The organism is Pseudomonas sp. BB438, from assembly GCF_057180225.1.
Map to the genome: position 1 here is coordinate 4,738,897 of NZ_CM170001.1, position 17,883 is coordinate 4,756,779.

Genomic DNA, 17,883 nt, shown 5'->3' on the forward strand with positions numbered 1-17,883 from the left:
TGAGCGAGACCGCCATGGACAGCCTTCGCCACCGCCCTGCCGCCTTCCACGTCACCCACTGGAGCGACGATCCGTTCAGCCGCGGCGCCTACAGCACCCTGCTGCCCGGTGGCACGCCGGCGCATCGACGCCGCTTGGGCGAGGTCATCGGCGGCAAGCTGGTGCTGGCCGGCGAGGCCTGCAATCCCGTCGCGCCGGCCATGACCCACGGTGCGTGGAACGACGGCCTGCGCGCGGCCGACGTTGCCATTGAAAATGGCGCCCGCCGGGTGCTGGTGATCGGCGCGGGCTTCGCCGGAATCGCCGCCGCGCGCCGACTGCGCGAAGCCGGCATCGACTGCGTGGTGCTGGAAGCCCGCGCCCGCATCGGTGGCCGTGTCCACAGCATCGCCCTCGGCCCGGTACGGGTGGACGAAGGCGCCGCCTGGCTGCAGCACTTCGACGACAACCCGCTGGCCGCCTGCGCCCGGCAGCTCGGCCTGCCGCTGCGGGAAACTGATTTCAGCCAGCCCCTGGCTGCCGCGGCGGACGGTCCGGTTCCGGACATCGACTCAGCCTGGGAAGCCCTGCGCGCCGGGATCGATCGCAACCTGCCGCTGGTGGACGGTGTCGCGCGCTATCTCGCAGATCGCGACGATGAAACCCGTCGCGCCACTCGTTTCGCCCTGGACGCCAACCTGGTCCTGGAGGCCTGCCTGCCGCTGGAGTCGCTGTCGGTCGATGCCCTCGACGAAGAAGGCGTCGGCGCCGGCGACCGCTTCCTGCCGCAGGGTTATTCACAACTGGTCGAGCAGCTCGCCGGAGGGCTGGATATCCGCCTCAACCAGCCGGTGACCGCTATCGACTGGTCTGGCGAGCAGGTACGTGTGGGTGCTGAAAGCGCCGACTTCTGCATCTGTACCACCCCCCTCGGCGTACTCCCCGCCATCCGCTTCACCCCGCCCCTGCCGGCAGCGCAACAGGATGCGCTCGACCACCTGGGCATGGGGCAACTGGAGAAAGTCGTGCTGCAATTCGACGAGCGCTGGTGGCCGGTTTCGCCGTCAGGTTACCTGCGCTGGTACGACACGCCGGCCAGCTTCGGCGAGTGGCTGGACCTCACCGACGCCGTGGGCACGCCGACCGTTGCCGGGCTGATCGCGGCGGATGCGCTGGAGCGGGTGTTTGCCGGGCGTAGCGATGAGGAAATTGCGCATGCGGCTTGCAAAGCTCTGCAAGCGTGGGCAGGTGCCATTCGAAACAACGGCGCTGACCTGCAGGAGCGCCGAACTGAAACGTAGGATGGGCGGAGCCTAGGTGTTCTGCCTGGAGACATGGGTAACAGGTGTCGGGATCGATGGGTATCGCTGCGCTCCACGCCATCCTACGAATAGGTCAATGGCAGGCGCGGAGCTTGCCCACGAATCCGTTACAACCCTTCCAGCGTCAAATCGACCAATCGCTCAACATAGGCCACTTCCAGTTCCTCGCCGGAAAACAGGATGCGATAGACCAGCGGCGCCATCAGCCGGTCGACGATGCGGTCCAGCTCCGGCAGCTTTTCGCCGCGCTTCCTGGCGCGCAGCAGGATGATGTCGAACTGGCCGCAGGCAATCGCCATGCAGCGCCCCGAGCAGCCGCCACCGGCTGCCAGCAGGTCGAGCACTACCGCGCGGCCAGGCACCGAGGCGGTTTCCTCCATGTACTGCTCGCCCCAGGCCAGCAGGTCGCCGCGCAGGCTGCCGGTGTCCGCCGGTTCGGCGTCGGGGCGGATGCGCTGCAGGGCGACGTCGCCGAGCAGTTCGTTGAGATCGCCCCAGCGCCGGTAGATGGTCGACGGCGTGACGCCGGCCCGTGAGGCGATCAGCGGAACCGTCAGCTCGGCGCGCTCGCGCTCCTCCAGCAACTCCGTCACGGCCTTGTGCACCGAGGCCTGCACCCGTGCGCTGCGACCGCCCGGTCGAACACCCTGATTGATTGCCATAAGCACCTTAACGCAAAGAATTTGCTTTTATCCCGAAACGGGTCCAGCATCACGCAAAAGCAAAATCTTAGCCTTTGCGAGCTGAATCATGGCACACACCCAATCGAAAAGCGCGTCCGGCTTCTCGCCCGGAGTCTCCGCCTGGCTGCTGACAGCCATCCTCATGGCCTTCCTCGCCGCCGCCGCCGCGCCTACGCCGCTGTATGCGCTGTACCGCGAGTCCTGGCACTTCTCCCCGGCCCTGCTGACCCTGGTGTTCAGCATCTACGCGGGCGGCCTGATGCTGGCGCTGCTGGTGCTTGGCTCGCTGTCGGACCACCTCGGCCGGCGCCCGGTGATCCGCGCCGCGCTGATCCTCGAATTGCTGGCGATGGCCGTGTTCCTTTACGCCAACTCGGTCGAGTTGCTGATCATCGCGCGCCTGCTCCAGGGCTTTGCCACCGGCATCGCCACCAGCGTGCTGGGCGCGGCGATGCTGGACATCGACCGCGAGCGCGGCCCGCTGATCAACAGTGTCGCGCCCATGCTCGGCATGGCCATGGGCGCGCTGGGCAGCAGCACGCTGGTGCAGTTCGGCGCTGATCCGCTGCATGAGGTCTACGTCTGGCTGCTGGCGGTGTTCGCCCTGGGCATCGTGCTGCTGCGCTGGCTGCCGGAAAGCATCAGCCGGCAGCCCGGCGCACTGGCCTCGCTGAAGCCGCGCATCCGCATTCCGCCGCAGGCACGTCGCGCGTTCTGGAGCGTGGCGCCGCTGAACGCCAGCCTCTGGGCGCTGGGCGGTTTCTACCTGTCGCTGGGGCCGACCCTGGCGCGCCAGGTCACCGGCCTGCAGGTGCCGATGATCGGTGGGGGGCTGGTGTCGCTGCTGTGCCTGTGCGGCGCGCTGGCGATCGTCTGCCTGCGCAATCAATCGGCGACGGTGATCCTGCGCCGCGGCGGCCTGGCGCTGATTTTCGGCCTGCTGGTCACCCTGCTCGGCGTGGACAGCGCCAACCTCTGGCTGTTCTTCCTCGGCACCGCGGTGGCCGGGCTGGGCTTCGGCGGCGCCTTCCTCGGCGCGTTGCGCTCGGTGGTGCCGCTGGCCCACGCCCACGAGCGCGGCGCACTGATGGCGAGCTTCTATGTACTCAGCTACCTGGCCTTCAGCGTACCGGCGATCCTCGCCGGGTTGGCGATCCAGCGCTACGGCCTGATCGCCACCACCAACGGCTATGCCAGCCTGCAGATTCTGGCGGCCTCGCTGGTCCTGCTACTGTCCCTGCGCGCGCCCGCTGCGCAGAAGGCGCAGGCCTGACTCAAGCCGCCTCGCGGGCCCGCAGGAAGTCGTAGAGCCCGCGCACTGCCGGGTGCTCCAGCGCCTGGGCGGAGTGGCAGAGGCCGATGCGTCGGATCGGCAGCGGCAGGTTCAACGTGCCGCTGCGTACTGCCGGCGCCCCGCTCAACAGCGATGCCGGCAGGATCGCCGCGCCAATACCCGCGCTGACCAGACGCAGCGCCAGGTTCAGGGTGCCGGCCTGAGCCATCACCGGCGCGCCGCCGTAGGCGGTCATCAGCCGCTGATGGGACGGGTGCGTCGGGCAGGTGATCCAGCCGCAGCCCAGCGTATCCTCCACGCCCGGCGGCAACGCCAGCACGTACGGGTCTTCCCAGACCGGCACGAAGAGCTCGTCCTCGCAGCAGAATTCCTCCACCGCCAACCGCGCATCGCCGACGCAGCCCTCTTCCAGGTGCAGCAGCAGATTGGGCACCGCCTGCTGCGCGAGGGTGACGAAGCCTTCGACCTGCTCGGCGCTGACGTCGCCCTCCACGCCCAGGTGCAACGGCTGTCGAGCCGTGGACTGGCGGAACATGTTGCGCAGCCCCTCGGCTTCGGCCAGCAAAGCGCGGGCGCGCGGATACAAGGCGCGTGCCGCTTCGCTGACTTCCACCCCGCGCGCCTGGCGAAGGAACAGCTCGGTGCCCAGCGCCTCCTCCAGCTGGCGGATGGTCACCGACAGCGTCGGCTGGCTGACGAACAGGCGCTGCGCGGCGCCGGTAATGTTGCGTTCTTCGAAGACCGCGACGAAGGCGGCCAGCTGTCGGATATCCATAGGCAAACCCGATACCAGGCACAGGAATAAGCCATTTTTCAGGCTGAATAGCGCTCAATATACTTCACTGCATCGTTCAGTCATCCAGATTTCCGATAGCAGGAGAATCCCATGAGCAAGCCCCTGATCATCGTCACCGGCGCCAGTTCCGGTATCGGCGAAGCGACCGCCCGCCTCTTCTCCCAACAGGGCCACCCACTGCTGCTGCTCGCCCGCCGCATCGAGCGCCTGGAGGCACTGCAACTACCCAACGCACTGTGCCGCGCCGTGGACGTGACCGACCGCGACGCCCTGCTGGCCGCCGTGGAAGACGCCGAGAAGCGCTTCGGCCCGGCCGACGCGCTGGTGAACAACGCCGGCGTGATGCTGCTGGGCAACATGGTCGAGCAGGACCCGGCCGAGTGGGAGCGCATGCTCGACGTCAACGTGAAGGGCCTGCTCAATGGCGTGCACGCCGTACTCAAGGGCATGGTGGATCGCAACCGCGGCACGCTGATCAACGTCAGCTCGGTGGCCGGGCGCAAGACCTTCCCCAACCATGTCGCCTACGTCGGCACCAAGTTCGCGGTGCATGCGATCTCCGAGAACCTGCGCGAGGAAGTCGCGGCGCACAATGTCCGCGTCGTCACCATCGCCCCCGGCGCGGTGGAGACCGAATTGCTCAGCCACACCACCAACGAGGCGATCAAGAGCGGCTACCAGGACTGGAAGCGCGAGATGGGTGGCAAGGTGCTCAGCGCCGACGATGTGGCCAACGCCATTCGCTACGCCTACGACCAGCCGCAGGGCGTGTGCATCCGTGAGATCGTGCTCGCGGCGACCCGGCAGCAGGCCTGATCAACCTGAATGTAGGAGCGCGCCATGCGCGCGATCGCGGGCATGGCCCGCTCCTACAGCCCCGTAGGATAGGTGGAGCCTAAGCGATACCCAATGCGGCAGGAGTCGATGGATATCGCTTCGCTCCACGCCATCCTGCGAAGGCGTCAGTCGGTGAGGATCAAACCGCTTGGCGCGCCGCCCAGCGCCGGTACTGCTTGGCCCGGCGCAGCGTGCGCCATTGCTCCATCACCAGCGTGCGCCACGGCGAAGCCTGCGGGTTGGGCGCGCGGCGGGCGCCGATGCGGTGCAACTGCAGCTTGACCAGCGCCATGTAGGCCAGCGCCGCCAGCGGCTTGGAACGCCAGCGGATTGCCGGCAGCTCCGGCTGGGTCTGGCTACCGCGCTGCCAGTGCAGCACCAGCTCCGGCTCCAGCGCCAGGGCGGTGCCGATACCGACCATCTCCAGCCCGCTGTCCAGCACCTGCTCCGCCACCGGCAGGCGACGGATGCCGCCGGTGACCATCAGCGGCATGCGTGCTGCGTCGCGCATCTCGCGGGCGAATTCGAGGAAGTAGGCCTCCCGCGCCAGGGTACGGCCATCACGGGCGTCGCCCTGCATGGCTGGTGCTTCGTAGCTGCCACCGGAGAGCTCGACCAGGTCGACCTTCTCGTCGTTCAGCCACTCGATCACCTGGCGCGCGTCGCTGGCGTCGAAGCCACCGCGCTGGAAATCGGCGGAATTGATCTTCACCCCCACGCAGAACGCCGGCGACACCTCCGCGCGCACCGCGCGGACGACTTCCAGCAACAGCCGCGCGCGGTTTTCCAGCGAGCCGCCCCAGCGGTCCTGGCGCTTGTTGGCCAGCGGCGAGAGGAACTGGCTGAGCAGGTAGCCGTGCGCCGCGTGGATCTGCACACCGGTGAAACCGGCCTGTTCGGCGAGCCTGGCGGCGCGGACGAAACGCTGGATCACCTCGGCGATATCGCCTTCGGTCATCTCGCGGGCAACGGCAAACAGCTTGGAGAACTTGCCCATCTCCAGCGGCACCACCGACGGCGCGATGGCGCCCTGGCCGAGGTTGGTCTGCACCTGGCGACCGGGATGGTTGAGCTGCAGCCAGAACTGCGCACCGTGGGAACGGCCGATGCGTGCCCATTCACGGAAGCGATCCAGATGCCGGTCGTTTTCCAGCACCACGCCGCCAGGGCCGGTCATCGCGCGGCCGTCGATCATCACGTTGCCGCTGAGGATCAGGCCGACACCGCCGTCCGCCCAGGCCTGGTACAGATGCAGGAGCGCCGCCGAGGGCGCCTGGTCGGCGTCGGCCATGTTCTCTTCCATGGCGGCCTTGGCGATACGGTTGGGAACTTCGCCGCCGTTGGGCAGGCGCAGGGGCTGGAAGGGCGACATGGCGCGGCTCCTTGGTTGTGGTGCCGGCGAGGTTAAGTTTAAAGTTCACTTCAAGGTCAAGCCCCTTTCGGAGACCCTCATGAAAATCGGTGAACTGGCCAACCTCAGCGGCCTTGCCCCTTCGCGCATCCGCTTCTACGAAGCCAGCGGCCTGATCGCCCCAGCGCGCCGCCTGGCCAACGGCTACCGCGCGTATCCGCCGGAAACCCTCGACCTGCTGGAGATCATCCGCAGCGCCCAGCAGACCGGCTTCAGCCTGGAGGAAATTCGCAACCTGCTGCCGCACACCAACCCTGTCGAGAACGGCCACGGCGAACTGGTCGCCGGCCTGCGCCGCAAGGTGGCGGAGATCGAAGCGATGGAACAGCAATTGCGGCAGAACCGCGAGCGCCTGCTGGCGGTGATCGACGATATCGAGAACAAGCCCGAAGGTATGGGCTGCCAGGCCAATGCCGAGCGCATGCTGGCCGAGATGCGCGAACGAAAAACCCGGAGCCATTCCGCGAAACCTGTAGGAGCGGGCCATGCCCGCGACGAGCAGACCAAGTCCGCTGCTTCAGCCAAGCGCCCCGCCCCCACCGAACCCTGATTTCGCGGTCCGGCCGCTGGCCTGCCTGTCACGCGATCGCCAGCATGGTCCGCTCCGATGGGGTACTTCTCACGCGCCCCAAAGGTTATGTCCAGCCTTCCAGCCGCAAAGTCGCGCGCACCAGCCGCTGCTCCTCCTGCTCGATCTCCCGCAGGTTGTCCCGCACGCTGTGGATATGTTCTCGGGCGGCGCGCTGGGCCTGCTCCGGCTGGCGTTCGCTGATGGCGCGGTGCAACCGCGCGTGCTGGCGGTCGATCTGGCGTTTCTGCGGCGGGCGGTTGTAGAGGTTGTTCACCGAGGCGAACACAGTGCTGAGCATCAGCTCGTTGAGCGATTGCAGCGTGTGCACCAGCACCGGGTTGTGCGACGCCTCGCTGATCGCCTGGTGGAAAGCATGGTCGCGCCGCGCATGCTCACGCGGGTCCAGGGGTTGCGGTTGGTCGTAGGCGGCGTGCATTTCCTCGAAGCGCCGGCCGATCAGCACCAGATCGGCCTCGGTGGCGCGCAGCGCGGCCAGGCGCGCGGATTCCCCCTCCAGCAGCGCGCGAACCTCCAGCAGGTCGTAGAGCGTGCGCGGCTGCGAACGGAACAGGTGCAGCAGCGGCGACACATCCTCGGAACCATTCAGGTCGGCGACGAACGAACCGCGACCCTGCTCAGTATCGACGATGCCGCGCCCCCGCAGCGCCCGCAGCCCTTCGCGCAACGCCGAGCGCGAGCAGCCGAGCTTCTCCACCAGACGCCGCTCCGAGGGCAGCGCCTGGCCGACCTTGAGCACGCCATCGACGATCAGCCGCTCGATCTTCTCGGCCACCTGGTCGGCAACGCGCGGCTTGCCCTGTGCATACGTCGTCATCACGGCTCTCCGTCACTGGTAGGACCAGCAGGCTCTCGCCTGCACAACTGCCCAGAACCCTAGCCGTCAGGACGGGGCCTTTCCAGTGGGCGCCCGTACAAGAACTGGTAGGACCAGTGCCGCCGCCGGTGGACGCCGCCTGATCGGCGGTCGCATTTTCACGGTGCCGTGGCTCCGCGCGACCGCCTGGCGACGCGAAGCTTGATGCCATCGAACAAGAACAAGATCAGAGCACCGTCAGCCCATGAACATTCTCTACGACGAGCGCGTCGATGGCGCGCTGTCTGCCGTCGACAAATCCGCCCTGCTGGCCGAGCTGCGCGCAGCCCTGCCCGACCTCGAACTGCTGCACCGCGCCGAGGACCTCAGGCCCTACGAATGCGACGGCCTGTCTGCCTACCGCACCGTGCCCATGCTGGTGGCGCTGCCCGAGCGCATCGAGCAGGTACAGGCGCTGCTCAGGCTCTGCCATGCGCGCAAGGTGCCGGTGGTGGCGCGTGGCGCAGGCACCGGGCTCTCCGGCGGTGCGTTACCGCTGGAGACAGGCATCCTGCTGGTGATGGCGCGCTTCAACCGCATTCTCGAAGTGAACCCGCAGGGGCGCTTCGCCCGCGTGCAGCCCGGCGTGCGCAACCTGGCGATTTCCCAGGCCGCCGCGCCGCACGGGCTGTACTACGCGCCGGACCCCTCCTCGCAGATTGCCTGCTCCATCGGCGGCAACGTCGCCGAGAACGCCGGCGGGGTGCATTGCCTGAAGTACGGCCTGACCGTGCACAACCTGCTCAAGGTGGACATCCTCACCGTCGAGGGCGAGCACCTGACGCTGGGCAGCGACGCCCTGGACAGCCCCGGGCTCGACCTGCTGGCGCTGTTCACCGGTTCCGAGGGCATGCTCGGCATCGTCACCGAGGTCACCGTCAAGCTGCTACCGCGCCCTCAGGTGGCACGGGTGCTGCTGGCCAGTTTCGATTCGGTGGAAAAGGCCGGCCGTGCGGTGGCCGAGATCATCGCCGCCGGCATCATCCCCGGCGGACTGGAGATGATGGACAACCTGTCGATCCGCGCCGCCGAGGACTTCATCCACGCCGGCTATCCGGTGGACGCCGCGGCCATCCTGCTGTGCGAACTGGACGGCGTGGAAGCCGATGTGCAGGACGACTGCGAGCGCGTCGACGGCGTCTTGCGCGCGGCCGGCGCCACCGACGTGCGCCTGGCCTGCGACGAGGCCGAGCGCGTGCGCTTCTGGGCCGGGCGCAAGAACGCCTTCCCGGCGGTGGGGCGTATTTCGCCGGACTACTACTGCATGGACGGCACCATCCCGCGCCGTGAGTTGCCACGTGTGCTGCACGGCATTGCCGAGCTGTCGGAAGAATTCGGCCTGCGCGTGGCCAACGTGTTCCATGCCGGCGACGGCAACATGCACCCGCTGATCCTCTTCGATGCCAACGTGCCCGGCGAGCTGGAACGCGCCGAAGCCATCGGCGGCAGGATCCTCGAACTCTGCGTGGCGGTGGGCGGCAGCATCACCGGCGAACACGGCGTCGGGCGCGAGAAGATCAACCAGATGTGCGCGCAGTTCAACAGCGACGAGCTGACCCTGTTCCACGCCGTGAAGGCGGCGTTCGACCCGGACCGTCTGCTCAATCCCGGCAAGAACATACCGACCCTGCACCGCTGCGCGGAATTCGGCGCACTGCACGTGCACCACGGGCAGCTGCCCTTCCCCGACCTGGAGCGCTTCTGATGCCCGATGCCAGCGCCGACCTGCTCGAGCAGGTGAACCACGCGCTCAACCTGCGAACACCGCTGCGCATCCGTGGCGGCGACAGCAAGGCCTTGCTCGGCCGCCCGGTGAACGGCGTGGAGCTGGACACCCGCCCCCACTGCGGCATCGTCCGCTACGACCCGACCGAACTGGTGCTCACCGCCCGCGCCGGCACCCCGCTGGCGGAGATCGAAGCCGCGCTGGAGGACGCCGGCCAGATGCTGCCGTGCGAGCCCCCAAACTACTCCAACGGCTCCGCCGGGGGCGGCGCCACCTTCGGCGGCATGGTCGCCGCCGGTCTGTCCGGGCCGCGCCGGCCCTGGTCCGGCTCGGTACGCGACTACGTGCTGGGCACCCGGCTGATCACCGGCCACGGCAAGCTGCTGCGCTTCGGCGGCGAGGTGATGAAGAACGTCGCCGGCTACGACCTGTCGCGCCTGCTGGCGGGCAGTTTCGGTTGCCTGGGGGTGATCACCGAAGTCTCGATGAAGGTGCTGCCCAAACCCCGGATGTGCGCCAGCCTGCGCCTGGAAATGGATGTTCACCAGGCGCTGGGGGAACTCGCGGAATGGGGCGTGCAGCCGATCCCGATCACTGCCGCCTGCCACGACGGCAGCGCACTGAACCTGCGCCTGGAAGGCGGCGAAGGCTCGGTGTGCTCCGCACGTTTGCGCCTGGGTGGCGAGGAGATCGACAGCGGCTACTGGCAGGACCTGCGCGAGCAGCGCCTGGGGTTCTTCGCCGGTCCCGGCACGCTGTGGCGACTGTCACTGCCCAACGCCACGCCGGCACTCTCCCTGCCGGGCGAACAGCTGATCGACTGGGGCGGCGCACAGCGCTGGCTCAAGTCCGAAGCGGACGCGGGCCTGATCCGCCACAGCGTCGCCGAAGTCGGCGGCCATGCCACGCGTTACACACCGGGGGACGATGGCTTCCACCCACTGCCCGCCGCGCTGCTGCGCTACCACCGCAGCCTCAAGCAACAGCTCGACCCGCAGGGCATCTTCAATCCCGGCCGGATGTACAGGGAGCTCTGATGCAAACCAACCTGAGCGAACAGGCCAGGCACCTGCCGCGCGCCGAGGAAGCCGAGCGCATCCTGCGTTCCTGCGTGCACTGCGGCTTCTGCACCGCCACCTGCCCGACCTACCAGTTGCTGGGCGACGAACTGGACGGCCCGCGCGGGCGCATCTACCTGATCAAGCAGGTGCTCGAAGGCGCCGAGCCCAGCGCCAGCACCCGCGAGCACCTGGACCGCTGCCTGAGCTGCCGCAACTGCGAAACCACCTGCCCCTCCGGCGTGGATTACCACAACCTGCTGGATATCGGTCGCGCAGTGGTCGAGGAGCAGGTGCCGCGCCCCTTCAGCGAACGCCTGATCCGCCAGGGCTTGCGCGCCGTGGTGCCGAATGCCGCACTGTTCGGCGCGCTGGCCAAGGCCGGGCGAACGTTCTATCCGCTGCTGCCAGAAGGCCTGCAGAGCAAACTCCCGCGTCATCCGCACCCGCCCGTGGAGCGCCCGAAGCCGCGTCACGCGCGGCGCATGCTGATGCTCGAAGGCTGCGTGCAGCCGGCCCTTTCGCCCAACACCAATGCCGCCGCCGCGCGGGTGCTGGATCGCCTCGGCATCAGCATCATCCCGGCGGCGGATGCCGGCTGCTGCGGCGCCGTGGACTATCACCTGAACGCCCAGGAACAGGGGCTGGAGCGGGCGCGCAGGAACATCGACGCCTGGTGGCCGTCGATCCAGGCTGGCGCCGAGGCCATCGTGCAGACGGCCAGCGGCTGCGGCGCCTTCGTCCGTGACTACGGCCATCTGCTGGCGCGCGATGCGCAGTACGCGGCCAAGGCCCGGCGGGTCAGCGAGCTGTCGCGCGACCTGTCCGACGTGCTGCGCGACGAGCCGCTGGAGGAGTTGCACCTGCACGGCGACCGGCGCCTGGCCTTCCATTGCCCGTGCACGCTGCAGCACGCGCTGAAGCTTGGCGGTGCGGTGGAAGGCGTGCTCACGCGCCTGGGCTTCAGCCTCACCGGCGTGCCGGACAGCCACCTGTGCTGCGGTTCCGCCGGGACCTATTCGCTGACCCAGCCGGAGCTGTCGAAACGACTGCGCGACAACCGCCTGAAGGCGCTGGAGAGCGGTGCTCCGGAAGTCATCGTCACCGCCAACATCGGCTGCCAGACGCACCTGGGCGGTGCCGGCCGCACACCGGTGCGGCACTGGATCGAACTGGTGGAAGAAGCCCTGGCCGACGCGCCGCAACCCCAAGGCGAGGTGCAAGCATGCTCAACAAAGCCGTTCTGACGCAGCAGGAAGTCGGCCGCATCCTCGCCGCCGCGCGTGCCGAAGCGCAGCGCAATCATTGGGCGGTATCCATTGTGGTGGTCGACGACGGCGGCCACCCGCTGGCCCTGGAACGCCTCGACGGCTGCGCCCCGGCCAGCGCCTACATCGCCACCGAGAAGGCCCGTAGCGCGGCACTCGGCCGGCGCGAAACCAAGGGCTACGAGGACATGGTCAACGGCGGCCGCACCGCCTTCGTCAGCGCGCCGCTGATCACCTCGCTCGAAGGCGGCGTGCCGGTCGTGCTGGACGGCCAGGTGATCGGCGCGGTGGGCGTTTCCGGGGTGAGGGCCGGCGAGGATGCGCAGGTCGCCAGCGCCGGAGTGGCCGCGCTTTGAAAGCGCTCACGCGCCCCTGGCGACGGACAGCCACCAGCCGGGAGGTGGTCGTCGCCGGCCTCAAGCGAGCCGGCGACGACACCCCGAACAGCTTGCCTGAATCCGCTTGCAGAAGCCCCGCTACGCGCCGCGTTGCGGGGCTTTTTCAATGCCTGCCGGCGCGTGCGCCGCCCAGGCATGCGCCTCCCGGAAGTGAACCACCGAGAAGAGTTATCCACCGCTGACGCTTTGCCTCCGACAACAACAAGGGACAATCCCCATGCAAACCTGGCAGCAGCTCTATACCCCGCTTGGCAGCCTCGGCCTGTCGGCCCTGGCGGCCCTCGTGCCGATCATCTTCTTCTTCCTCGCCCTGGCGGTGTTGCGCCTGAAGGGCCACGTCGCCGGAACCATCACCCTGGTGCTGTCGCTGCTGATCGCCATCAGCGTCTACCACATGCCGGTGGACAAGGCGCTGGCCTCGGCGGTCTACGGCTTCTTCTACGGACTCTGGCCGATCGCCTGGATCATCGTGGCGGCGGTGTTCCTCTACAAGCTGACGGTGAAGAGCGGGCAGTTCGAGATCATCCGCAGCTCGGTGCTGTCGATCACTGTCGACCAGCGCCTGCAGGTGGTGCTGATCGGCTTCTCCTTCGGTGCCTTCCTCGAAGGCGCGGCGGGATTCGGCGCGCCCGTGGCGATCACCGCGGCGCTGCTCGTCGGCCTGGGCTTCAACCCGCTGTACGCCGCCGGGCTGTGCCTGATCGCCAACACCGCGCCGGTGGCCTTCGGCGCACTGGGCATCCCGATCATCGTCGCCGGGCAGGTATCGGGGGTGGACGCCTTCAAGATCGGCGCGATGGCCGGGCGACAGCTGCCGATCCTGTCAGTGATCGTACCCTTCTGGCTGGTGGCGATGATGGACGGCTGGCGCGGCATCCGCGAGACCTGGCCGGCGCTGCTGGTGGCCGGCGGCACCTTCGCCATCAGCCAGTTCCTCACCTCCAACTTCATCGGCCCGGAACTGCCTGACATCACCTCGGCACTGCTGAGCATGGTCTGCCTGACCCTGTTCCTGCGCGTGTGGCAGCCGGCGAACGTGCGTGAGACCGAGTTCTCCAGCCTCAACGCCGACGGCACCGCGACGCTGGGCGGCGTCGGTGGTGGTGGCGGTCAACGCCGGGAATCGCAGTACAGCATCGGGCAGATCTTCAAGGCCTGGTCGCCGTTCCTGATCCTCACCGTGCTGGTGACCCTCTGGACCATGAAGCCGTTCAAGGCGCTGTTCCTGCCCGGCGGTACGCTGGAAAACTGGGTGGCGGTGATTGCCGTGCCCTATCTCGATCAGCTGGTGCTCAAGGCCGCGCCCATTGTCGCCAATCCGACGCCCATGCCGGCGATCTACAAGTTCGACCTGGTGTCGGCCAGCGGTACGGCGATCTTCCTCGCGGCGCTGATCGCCATGGCCATCCTGCGCATCGACGTGAAGAGCGGCGCAGCGACCTTCGGCGAAACGCTGAAGGAGCTGAAGTGGCCGGTGCTGACCATCGGCATGGTGCTGGCGTTCGCCTTCGTCACCAACTACTCGGGGATGTCCACGACCCTGGCACTGGTGCTGGCAGGAACCGGCGCGGCCTTCCCGTTCTTCTCGCCGTTCCTCGGCTGGCTGGGGGTGTTTCTGACCGGGTCGGACACCTCGTCCAACGCCCTGTTCGGCTCACTGCAGGCAACCACCGCGCACCAGCTCGGGGTCAGCGACACGTTGCTGGTGGCGGCCAACACCACCGGCGGTGTGACCGGCAAGATGATCTCGCCGCAGTCGATCGCCGTGGCCTGCGCAGCGACCGGGATGGTCGGGCGCGAGTCGGACCTGTTCCGCTTCACGGTCAAGCACAGCCTGATCTTCGCCGCGTTCATCGGGCTGATCACGCTGGCGCAGGCGTATGTGTTCACCGGAATGCTGGTGCACTGACGTCCCGCGACACAGTTCCCTGTAGGAGCGCGCCATGCGCGCAATCGCGGGCATGGCCCGCACCTACAGGGGCGGCGATGCTTCAGAAATCCACCTTCCCCCGCCCCGCCTTGATCGCCCCACGCTTGCTCTTGCCTTCCAGCCGGCGCGTCTTCGAGCCCAGCGTCGGTTTGGTCGGGCGGCGCTTCTTCTCCACCTTCGTGACGCTGAGGATCAACGCCGCCAGTCGGTTCAGCGCGTCCTCGCGATTCTGCTCCTGGGTCCGGTATTGCTGCGCCTTGATCACCACCACGCCATCGCTGGTGATGCGCTGGTCGCTCAGGGCCAGCAGGCGCTCCTTGTAGAAGGCCGGCAGGGAGGACGCGTGCACGTCGAAGCGCAGGTGCACGGCGCTGGACACCTTGTTGACGTTCTGCCCGCCGGCACCCTGGGCGCGGATGGCGTTCAGCTCGATCTCGGCGTCGGGGATCTGCACGGTGTTGGAAATCTGCAGCATGGGAAGGATTCAGTACGGAAATGAAGGTCAGGATACCGCGCACCAACGCACCTGTCCCGAAGCCATCTGGTTCGCGCCAAAGCGCCCGTTCCTGACTTTTGCGTCAATTTTTGTATACGGATTTGTGTACAAGTTTTTCTTGCAATGTCATCAATTCACCATTAGAACCCAGCCTGTCACCGACCGCCGTTCACCCGGCGGGACGCCGGCCCCGAAGCCACAAAAACAAGAACAGAGGTGCAGCATGGTTTCTTCCGCGATGACGGCCCTTGGCGCCGCCCGCTCCCAACCGCGTTCCAGCCGCCGCCTGAGCAACGGCCGCCGGTTCGCCCTCGGTACCGCGCTGGTGCTTGCCCCGCTGGGCATGGCGCAGGCCGATGACGATGATCGCTTCTTCGAGTGGACCAGCAACACGCTGGGCTTCCGCTACGGCAAGGGTTTCACCAACCCGAACAACCCGCACGACATCAGCAAGCGCATCTTCAGCTTCAGCCACGCCGACGGTTACCGCTACGGCAGCAACTTCTTCCACCTCGATGTGCTGCAGTCCGACAGCAATGACCCGCGCAAGGGCACCGACCACGGCAGCAGCGAGGTCTACGGCGTATTCCGCAGCCAGCTGTACGCCTCGCGGGTGTTCGACCTGCCGCAGGGCACGGGCCTGGTGAAGGATCACGCCTTCACCTTCGGCTTCGACGCCAGCCGCAACAACAACCTCGGTTCGGCGAAGAAGCGCGCCCTGGTGTTCGGCCCCACCCTCAAGTTCAACAGCCCCGGCGTGCTCGACCTCTCGCTGTTCTACTACCGCGAGAAGAACCACTCCGGCATCCCCAACGCGAAACACCCGGACCACACCTTCGACACCACCTACATGGTCAACCTGACGTGGCTGCGTCCGTTCCAGCTGGGCGACCACGGGGCGAAGTTCCAGGGTTTCGTGAACTACACCGGGGAAAAGGGCGAGGACTACAACGACAACGACACCGCGCCGGAAACGCTGGTCCGCACCTCGCTGATGTTCGCCACCCTGCCCGGCACCAAGCGCCAGCCGAACCTGTGGCTGGGCGTGGGCTACGAGTACTGGCACAACAAGTTCGGCGTGGATGGCGGACGCGGTACGCGCACCTCGACGCCGACGGTGAACCTGGAGTTCACCTTCTAGCGGCAGGTGCGACGGTGGTTCGCGAGCAAGCTCGCTCCTACGAAAAACGGATCTGGCGTAGGCCTGCTCTTGTAGGAGCGAGCTCGCGAACCCGACCGGCAGCGGGTTCGCTTCCTGCCCGCCCATGAAAAAGCCCGGCATCTGCCGGGCTTTTTCGTTCGGGTGCCACAAGAGGAATCAGCGTTCCTTGCAGGCCACGCCGTCGGCGGGTTCACCGCCTTTCCAGTCCTTGTACAGGGTGGCGTCTTCACCCTTGGTCCACCAGACGTACTGGCCAGCAGCGTACCTGGCGCCGGAGGCGGAGATGACGTTGGCGAAGACCAGGCTGGAGGCATCGGTCACCGGCACCACGGCCAGGCTGTTGTCGCCCTTGTTCAGGTACTGCACGCTGATCTTGCGACCGTCCTCGCACTTGTACGAGACGCTGCGCGAGTCCAGCTTGGCGTCGCCGGGCAGGACCAGCGCGTCGACCTGGGGGGCTTTCTTCTCTTCGCCGCCGCAGGCGACGAGGAGGACCGGCACGGCGGCCGCGAGCAGCCAAAGTGCTTTTTTCATGAGTATCCCTCTGACGAAAAATGGCCCGGTCACTCTAGGAAAGGTCGGGCCGCGCGGTCAATCACGGGCGGCCCGTCTCAAAGTCGGGCGACTCAGTCCACCAGCGCCGCCGGCGCTTCGCCACGCACCGAATCCTGGCGCTTGAGGCGATAGCAGCCGTACATCACCAGCAGCCAGACCGGGATCGCGTAGACCGACACCTGGATGCCCGGGGTGAGCAGCATGACGCCGAGGATGAACACCACGAAGCCCAGGCACAGCCAGTTGGCCGCCGGATACGCCACGGCGCGGAAGGCAGTGCGCGTGCCGTCGGCATCCATGCGCGCGCGGAATTTCAGGTGCGCCAGGCTGATCATCGCCCAGTTGATCACCAGCGCGGCCACCACCAGGGACATCAGCAACTCCAGCGCACGGGCCGGCACCAGGTAGTTCACCAGCACGGCGAGGAAGGTCACCGCCGCCGACACCATCAGCGAGCGCACCGGCACGCCGCGGCTATCCACCTTGGCCAGCGCACGCGGGGCATCGCCCTGCTCCGCCAGGCCCACCAGCATGCGGCCGTTGCAATAAGTCCCGCTGTTGTAGACCGACAGCGCCGCGGTGAGCACCACGAAGTTGAGGACGTGGGCGGCGGTGCCGCTACCGATCATCGAAAAGATCTGCACGAAGGGACTGCCGCTGTAGGAGTCGCCGGAGGCGTTCAGGGTCTGCAGCAGGCTGTCCCACGGCGTCAGCGAGAGCAGCACGGCGAGCGCGCCGATGTAGAAGATCAGGATGCGGAAGATCACCTGGTTGATCGCCTTGGGGATCACCTTTTTCGGCTGATCGGCCTCGGCGGCGGTGAAGCCGAGCATCTCCAGTCCGCCGAAGGAGAACATGATGATCGCCATGGCCATCACCAGCCCGCTGATGCCGTTGGGGAAGAAGCCGCCATGGGCCCACAGGTTGCTCACCGCTGCCTGCTCGCCGCCGGTGCCGCTGGCCAGCAGGTAGCAGCCCAGGGCGATCATGCCGACGATGGCCGCGACCTTGATGATGGCGAACCAGAACTCCGCCTCACCGAAGGCCTTCACGTTGAACAGGTTGATGGCGTTGACCACCACGAAGAACAGCGCGGCGGTCGCCCAGGTCGGCACGTCCGGCCACCAGTAGTGGATGTACTTGCCCACCGCGGTGAGCTCCGACATGCCCACCAGGATGTAGAGCACCCAGCAGTTCCAGCCCGAGAGGAAACCGGCGAATCCGCCCCAATACTTGTGTGCGAAGTGGCTGAAGGAGCCGGCGACGGGCTCCTCGACGATCATCTCGCCGAGCTGGCGCATGATCAGGAAGGCGATGAAACCGGCAATGGCGTAGCCGAGGATCATTGACGGGCCGGCGGACTTGAGCACCCCGGCCGAGCCGAGGAACAGCCCGGTACCGATGGCGCCGCCGAGGGCGATCAACTGGATATGGCGATTCTTCAGGCCGCGCTGGAGCTGGCCTGCGTGTTGAGTTTCACGCGTCATGCGTCACCTGTTGTTTTTATCTGTGACGGGAATCGG

General features: G+C 67.3%; 17 protein-coding genes. 10 read left to right on the plus strand and 7 right to left on the minus strand.

The features are described from left to right. The first annotated feature begins 14 nt into the window (after positions 1-14). Positions 15-1,280, plus strand: a complete 1,266-nt coding sequence (locus AC1ZV1_RS21715) for a flavin monoamine oxidase family protein (protein ID WP_484293566.1) — start codon at positions 15-17, stop codon at positions 1,278-1,280. Between the two features lie 128 nt (positions 1,281-1,408). On the opposite strand, the gene AC1ZV1_RS21720 is transcribed toward AC1ZV1_RS21715, so the two are convergent. Beyond that, positions 1,409-1,963: a TetR/AcrR family transcriptional regulator gene (locus tag AC1ZV1_RS21720; RefSeq protein ID WP_484293567.1), complete on the minus strand. Its 555-nt coding sequence runs from the start codon at positions 1,961-1,963 to the stop codon at positions 1,409-1,411. Between the two features lie 88 nt (positions 1,964-2,051). On the opposite strand from AC1ZV1_RS21720, the gene AC1ZV1_RS21725 reads away from it, so the two are divergent. Continuing rightward, positions 2,052-3,257: an MFS transporter gene (locus tag AC1ZV1_RS21725; protein ID WP_484293568.1), complete on the plus strand. Its 1,206-nt coding sequence runs from the start codon at positions 2,052-2,054 to the stop codon at positions 3,255-3,257. Position 3,258: 1 nt separating this feature from the next. On the opposite strand, the gene AC1ZV1_RS21730 is transcribed toward AC1ZV1_RS21725, so the two are convergent. Continuing rightward, on the minus strand, positions 3,259-4,053 hold the full coding sequence (locus tag AC1ZV1_RS21730) for a LysR family transcriptional regulator (RefSeq protein ID WP_484293569.1): 795 nt from the start codon (positions 4,051-4,053) through the stop codon (positions 3,259-3,261). 111 nt (positions 4,054-4,164) lie between these two features. Here AC1ZV1_RS21730 and AC1ZV1_RS21735 point away from each other — a divergent pair, with 111 nt between their 5' ends. Next, positions 4,165-4,890, plus strand: a complete 726-nt coding sequence (locus tag AC1ZV1_RS21735; protein ID WP_484293570.1) for an SDR family oxidoreductase — start codon at positions 4,165-4,167, stop codon at positions 4,888-4,890. A gap of 160 nt (positions 4,891-5,050) precedes the next feature. Here AC1ZV1_RS21735 and AC1ZV1_RS21740 read toward each other — a convergent pair whose 3' ends face one another. Then, positions 5,051-6,283 (minus strand): NADH:flavin oxidoreductase/NADH oxidase family protein, encoded by a 1,233-nt coding sequence (locus AC1ZV1_RS21740; RefSeq protein ID WP_484293571.1) that lies wholly within the window; start codon positions 6,281-6,283, stop codon positions 5,051-5,053. 79 nt (positions 6,284-6,362) lie between these two features. On the opposite strand from AC1ZV1_RS21740, the gene AC1ZV1_RS21745 reads away from it, so the two are divergent. Then, the gene (locus AC1ZV1_RS21745) at positions 6,363-6,872 is read left to right on the plus strand and encodes a MerR family transcriptional regulator (protein WP_484293572.1); all 510 of its coding nucleotides are present in this window, start codon (positions 6,363-6,365) and stop codon (positions 6,870-6,872) included. An 85-nt stretch (positions 6,873-6,957) separates the two neighbouring features. On the opposite strand, the gene glcC is transcribed toward AC1ZV1_RS21745, so the two are convergent. Beyond that, positions 6,958-7,728, minus strand: coding sequence for a transcriptional regulator GlcC (gene glcC / locus AC1ZV1_RS21750; protein ID WP_484293573.1), 771 nt, complete (start codon positions 7,726-7,728; stop codon positions 6,958-6,960). A 244-nt stretch (positions 7,729-7,972) separates the two neighbouring features. Between glcC and glcD the strand changes: the two genes are divergently transcribed. The 5 genes from glcD to AC1ZV1_RS21775 all read left to right on the plus strand — a co-directional run bounded on the left by glcD (position 7,973) and on the right by AC1ZV1_RS21775 (position 14,126). Then, complete coding sequence (gene glcD / locus AC1ZV1_RS21755) at positions 7,973-9,472, plus strand: glycolate oxidase subunit GlcD (protein WP_484293574.1); 1,500 nt, start codon at positions 7,973-7,975, stop codon at positions 9,470-9,472. After that, entirely contained in the window at positions 9,472-10,530 is a 1,059-nt protein-coding gene (glcE, locus tag AC1ZV1_RS21760; RefSeq protein ID WP_484293575.1) for a glycolate oxidase subunit GlcE, read from the plus strand. The genes glcD and glcE overlap by 1 nt, the downstream gene beginning before the upstream one ends. After that, entirely contained in the window at positions 10,530-11,798 is a 1,269-nt protein-coding gene (gene glcF / locus AC1ZV1_RS21765; protein WP_484293576.1) for a glycolate oxidase subunit GlcF, read from the plus strand. The genes glcE and glcF overlap by 1 nt, the downstream gene beginning before the upstream one ends. Then, positions 11,777-12,175 (plus strand): heme-binding protein, encoded by a 399-nt coding sequence (locus AC1ZV1_RS21770; protein ID WP_484293577.1) that lies wholly within the window; start codon positions 11,777-11,779, stop codon positions 12,173-12,175. Before glcF ends, AC1ZV1_RS21770 begins: the two co-directional genes overlap by 22 nt. A gap of 259 nt (positions 12,176-12,434) precedes the next feature. Further along, positions 12,435-14,126, plus strand: a complete 1,692-nt coding sequence (locus AC1ZV1_RS21775) for a lactate permease LctP family transporter (RefSeq protein WP_484293578.1) — start codon at positions 12,435-12,437, stop codon at positions 14,124-14,126. Between the two features lie 82 nt (positions 14,127-14,208). On the opposite strand, the gene arfB is transcribed toward AC1ZV1_RS21775, so the two are convergent. After that, positions 14,209-14,622: an alternative ribosome rescue aminoacyl-tRNA hydrolase ArfB gene (gene arfB / locus AC1ZV1_RS21780; RefSeq protein ID WP_484293579.1), complete on the minus strand. Its 414-nt coding sequence runs from the start codon at positions 14,620-14,622 to the stop codon at positions 14,209-14,211. 364 nt (positions 14,623-14,986) lie between these two features. On the opposite strand from arfB, the gene AC1ZV1_RS21785 reads away from it, so the two are divergent. Further along, positions 14,987-15,784, plus strand: a complete 798-nt coding sequence (locus AC1ZV1_RS21785) for a nucleoside-binding protein (protein ID WP_484297601.1) — start codon at positions 14,987-14,989, stop codon at positions 15,782-15,784. 177 nt (positions 15,785-15,961) lie between these two features. On the opposite strand, the gene AC1ZV1_RS21790 is transcribed toward AC1ZV1_RS21785, so the two are convergent. Together AC1ZV1_RS21790 and AC1ZV1_RS21795 are read right to left on the minus strand one after the other, a co-directional pair. Beyond that, on the minus strand, positions 15,962-16,339 hold the full coding sequence (locus AC1ZV1_RS21790; RefSeq protein WP_484293580.1) for an MliC family protein: 378 nt from the start codon (positions 16,337-16,339) through the stop codon (positions 15,962-15,964). 92 nt (positions 16,340-16,431) lie between these two features. Beyond that, entirely contained in the window at positions 16,432-17,847 is a 1,416-nt protein-coding gene (locus tag AC1ZV1_RS21795) for an amino acid permease (protein ID WP_484293581.1), read from the minus strand. Between the last annotated feature and the right edge of the window lie 36 nt (positions 17,848-17,883).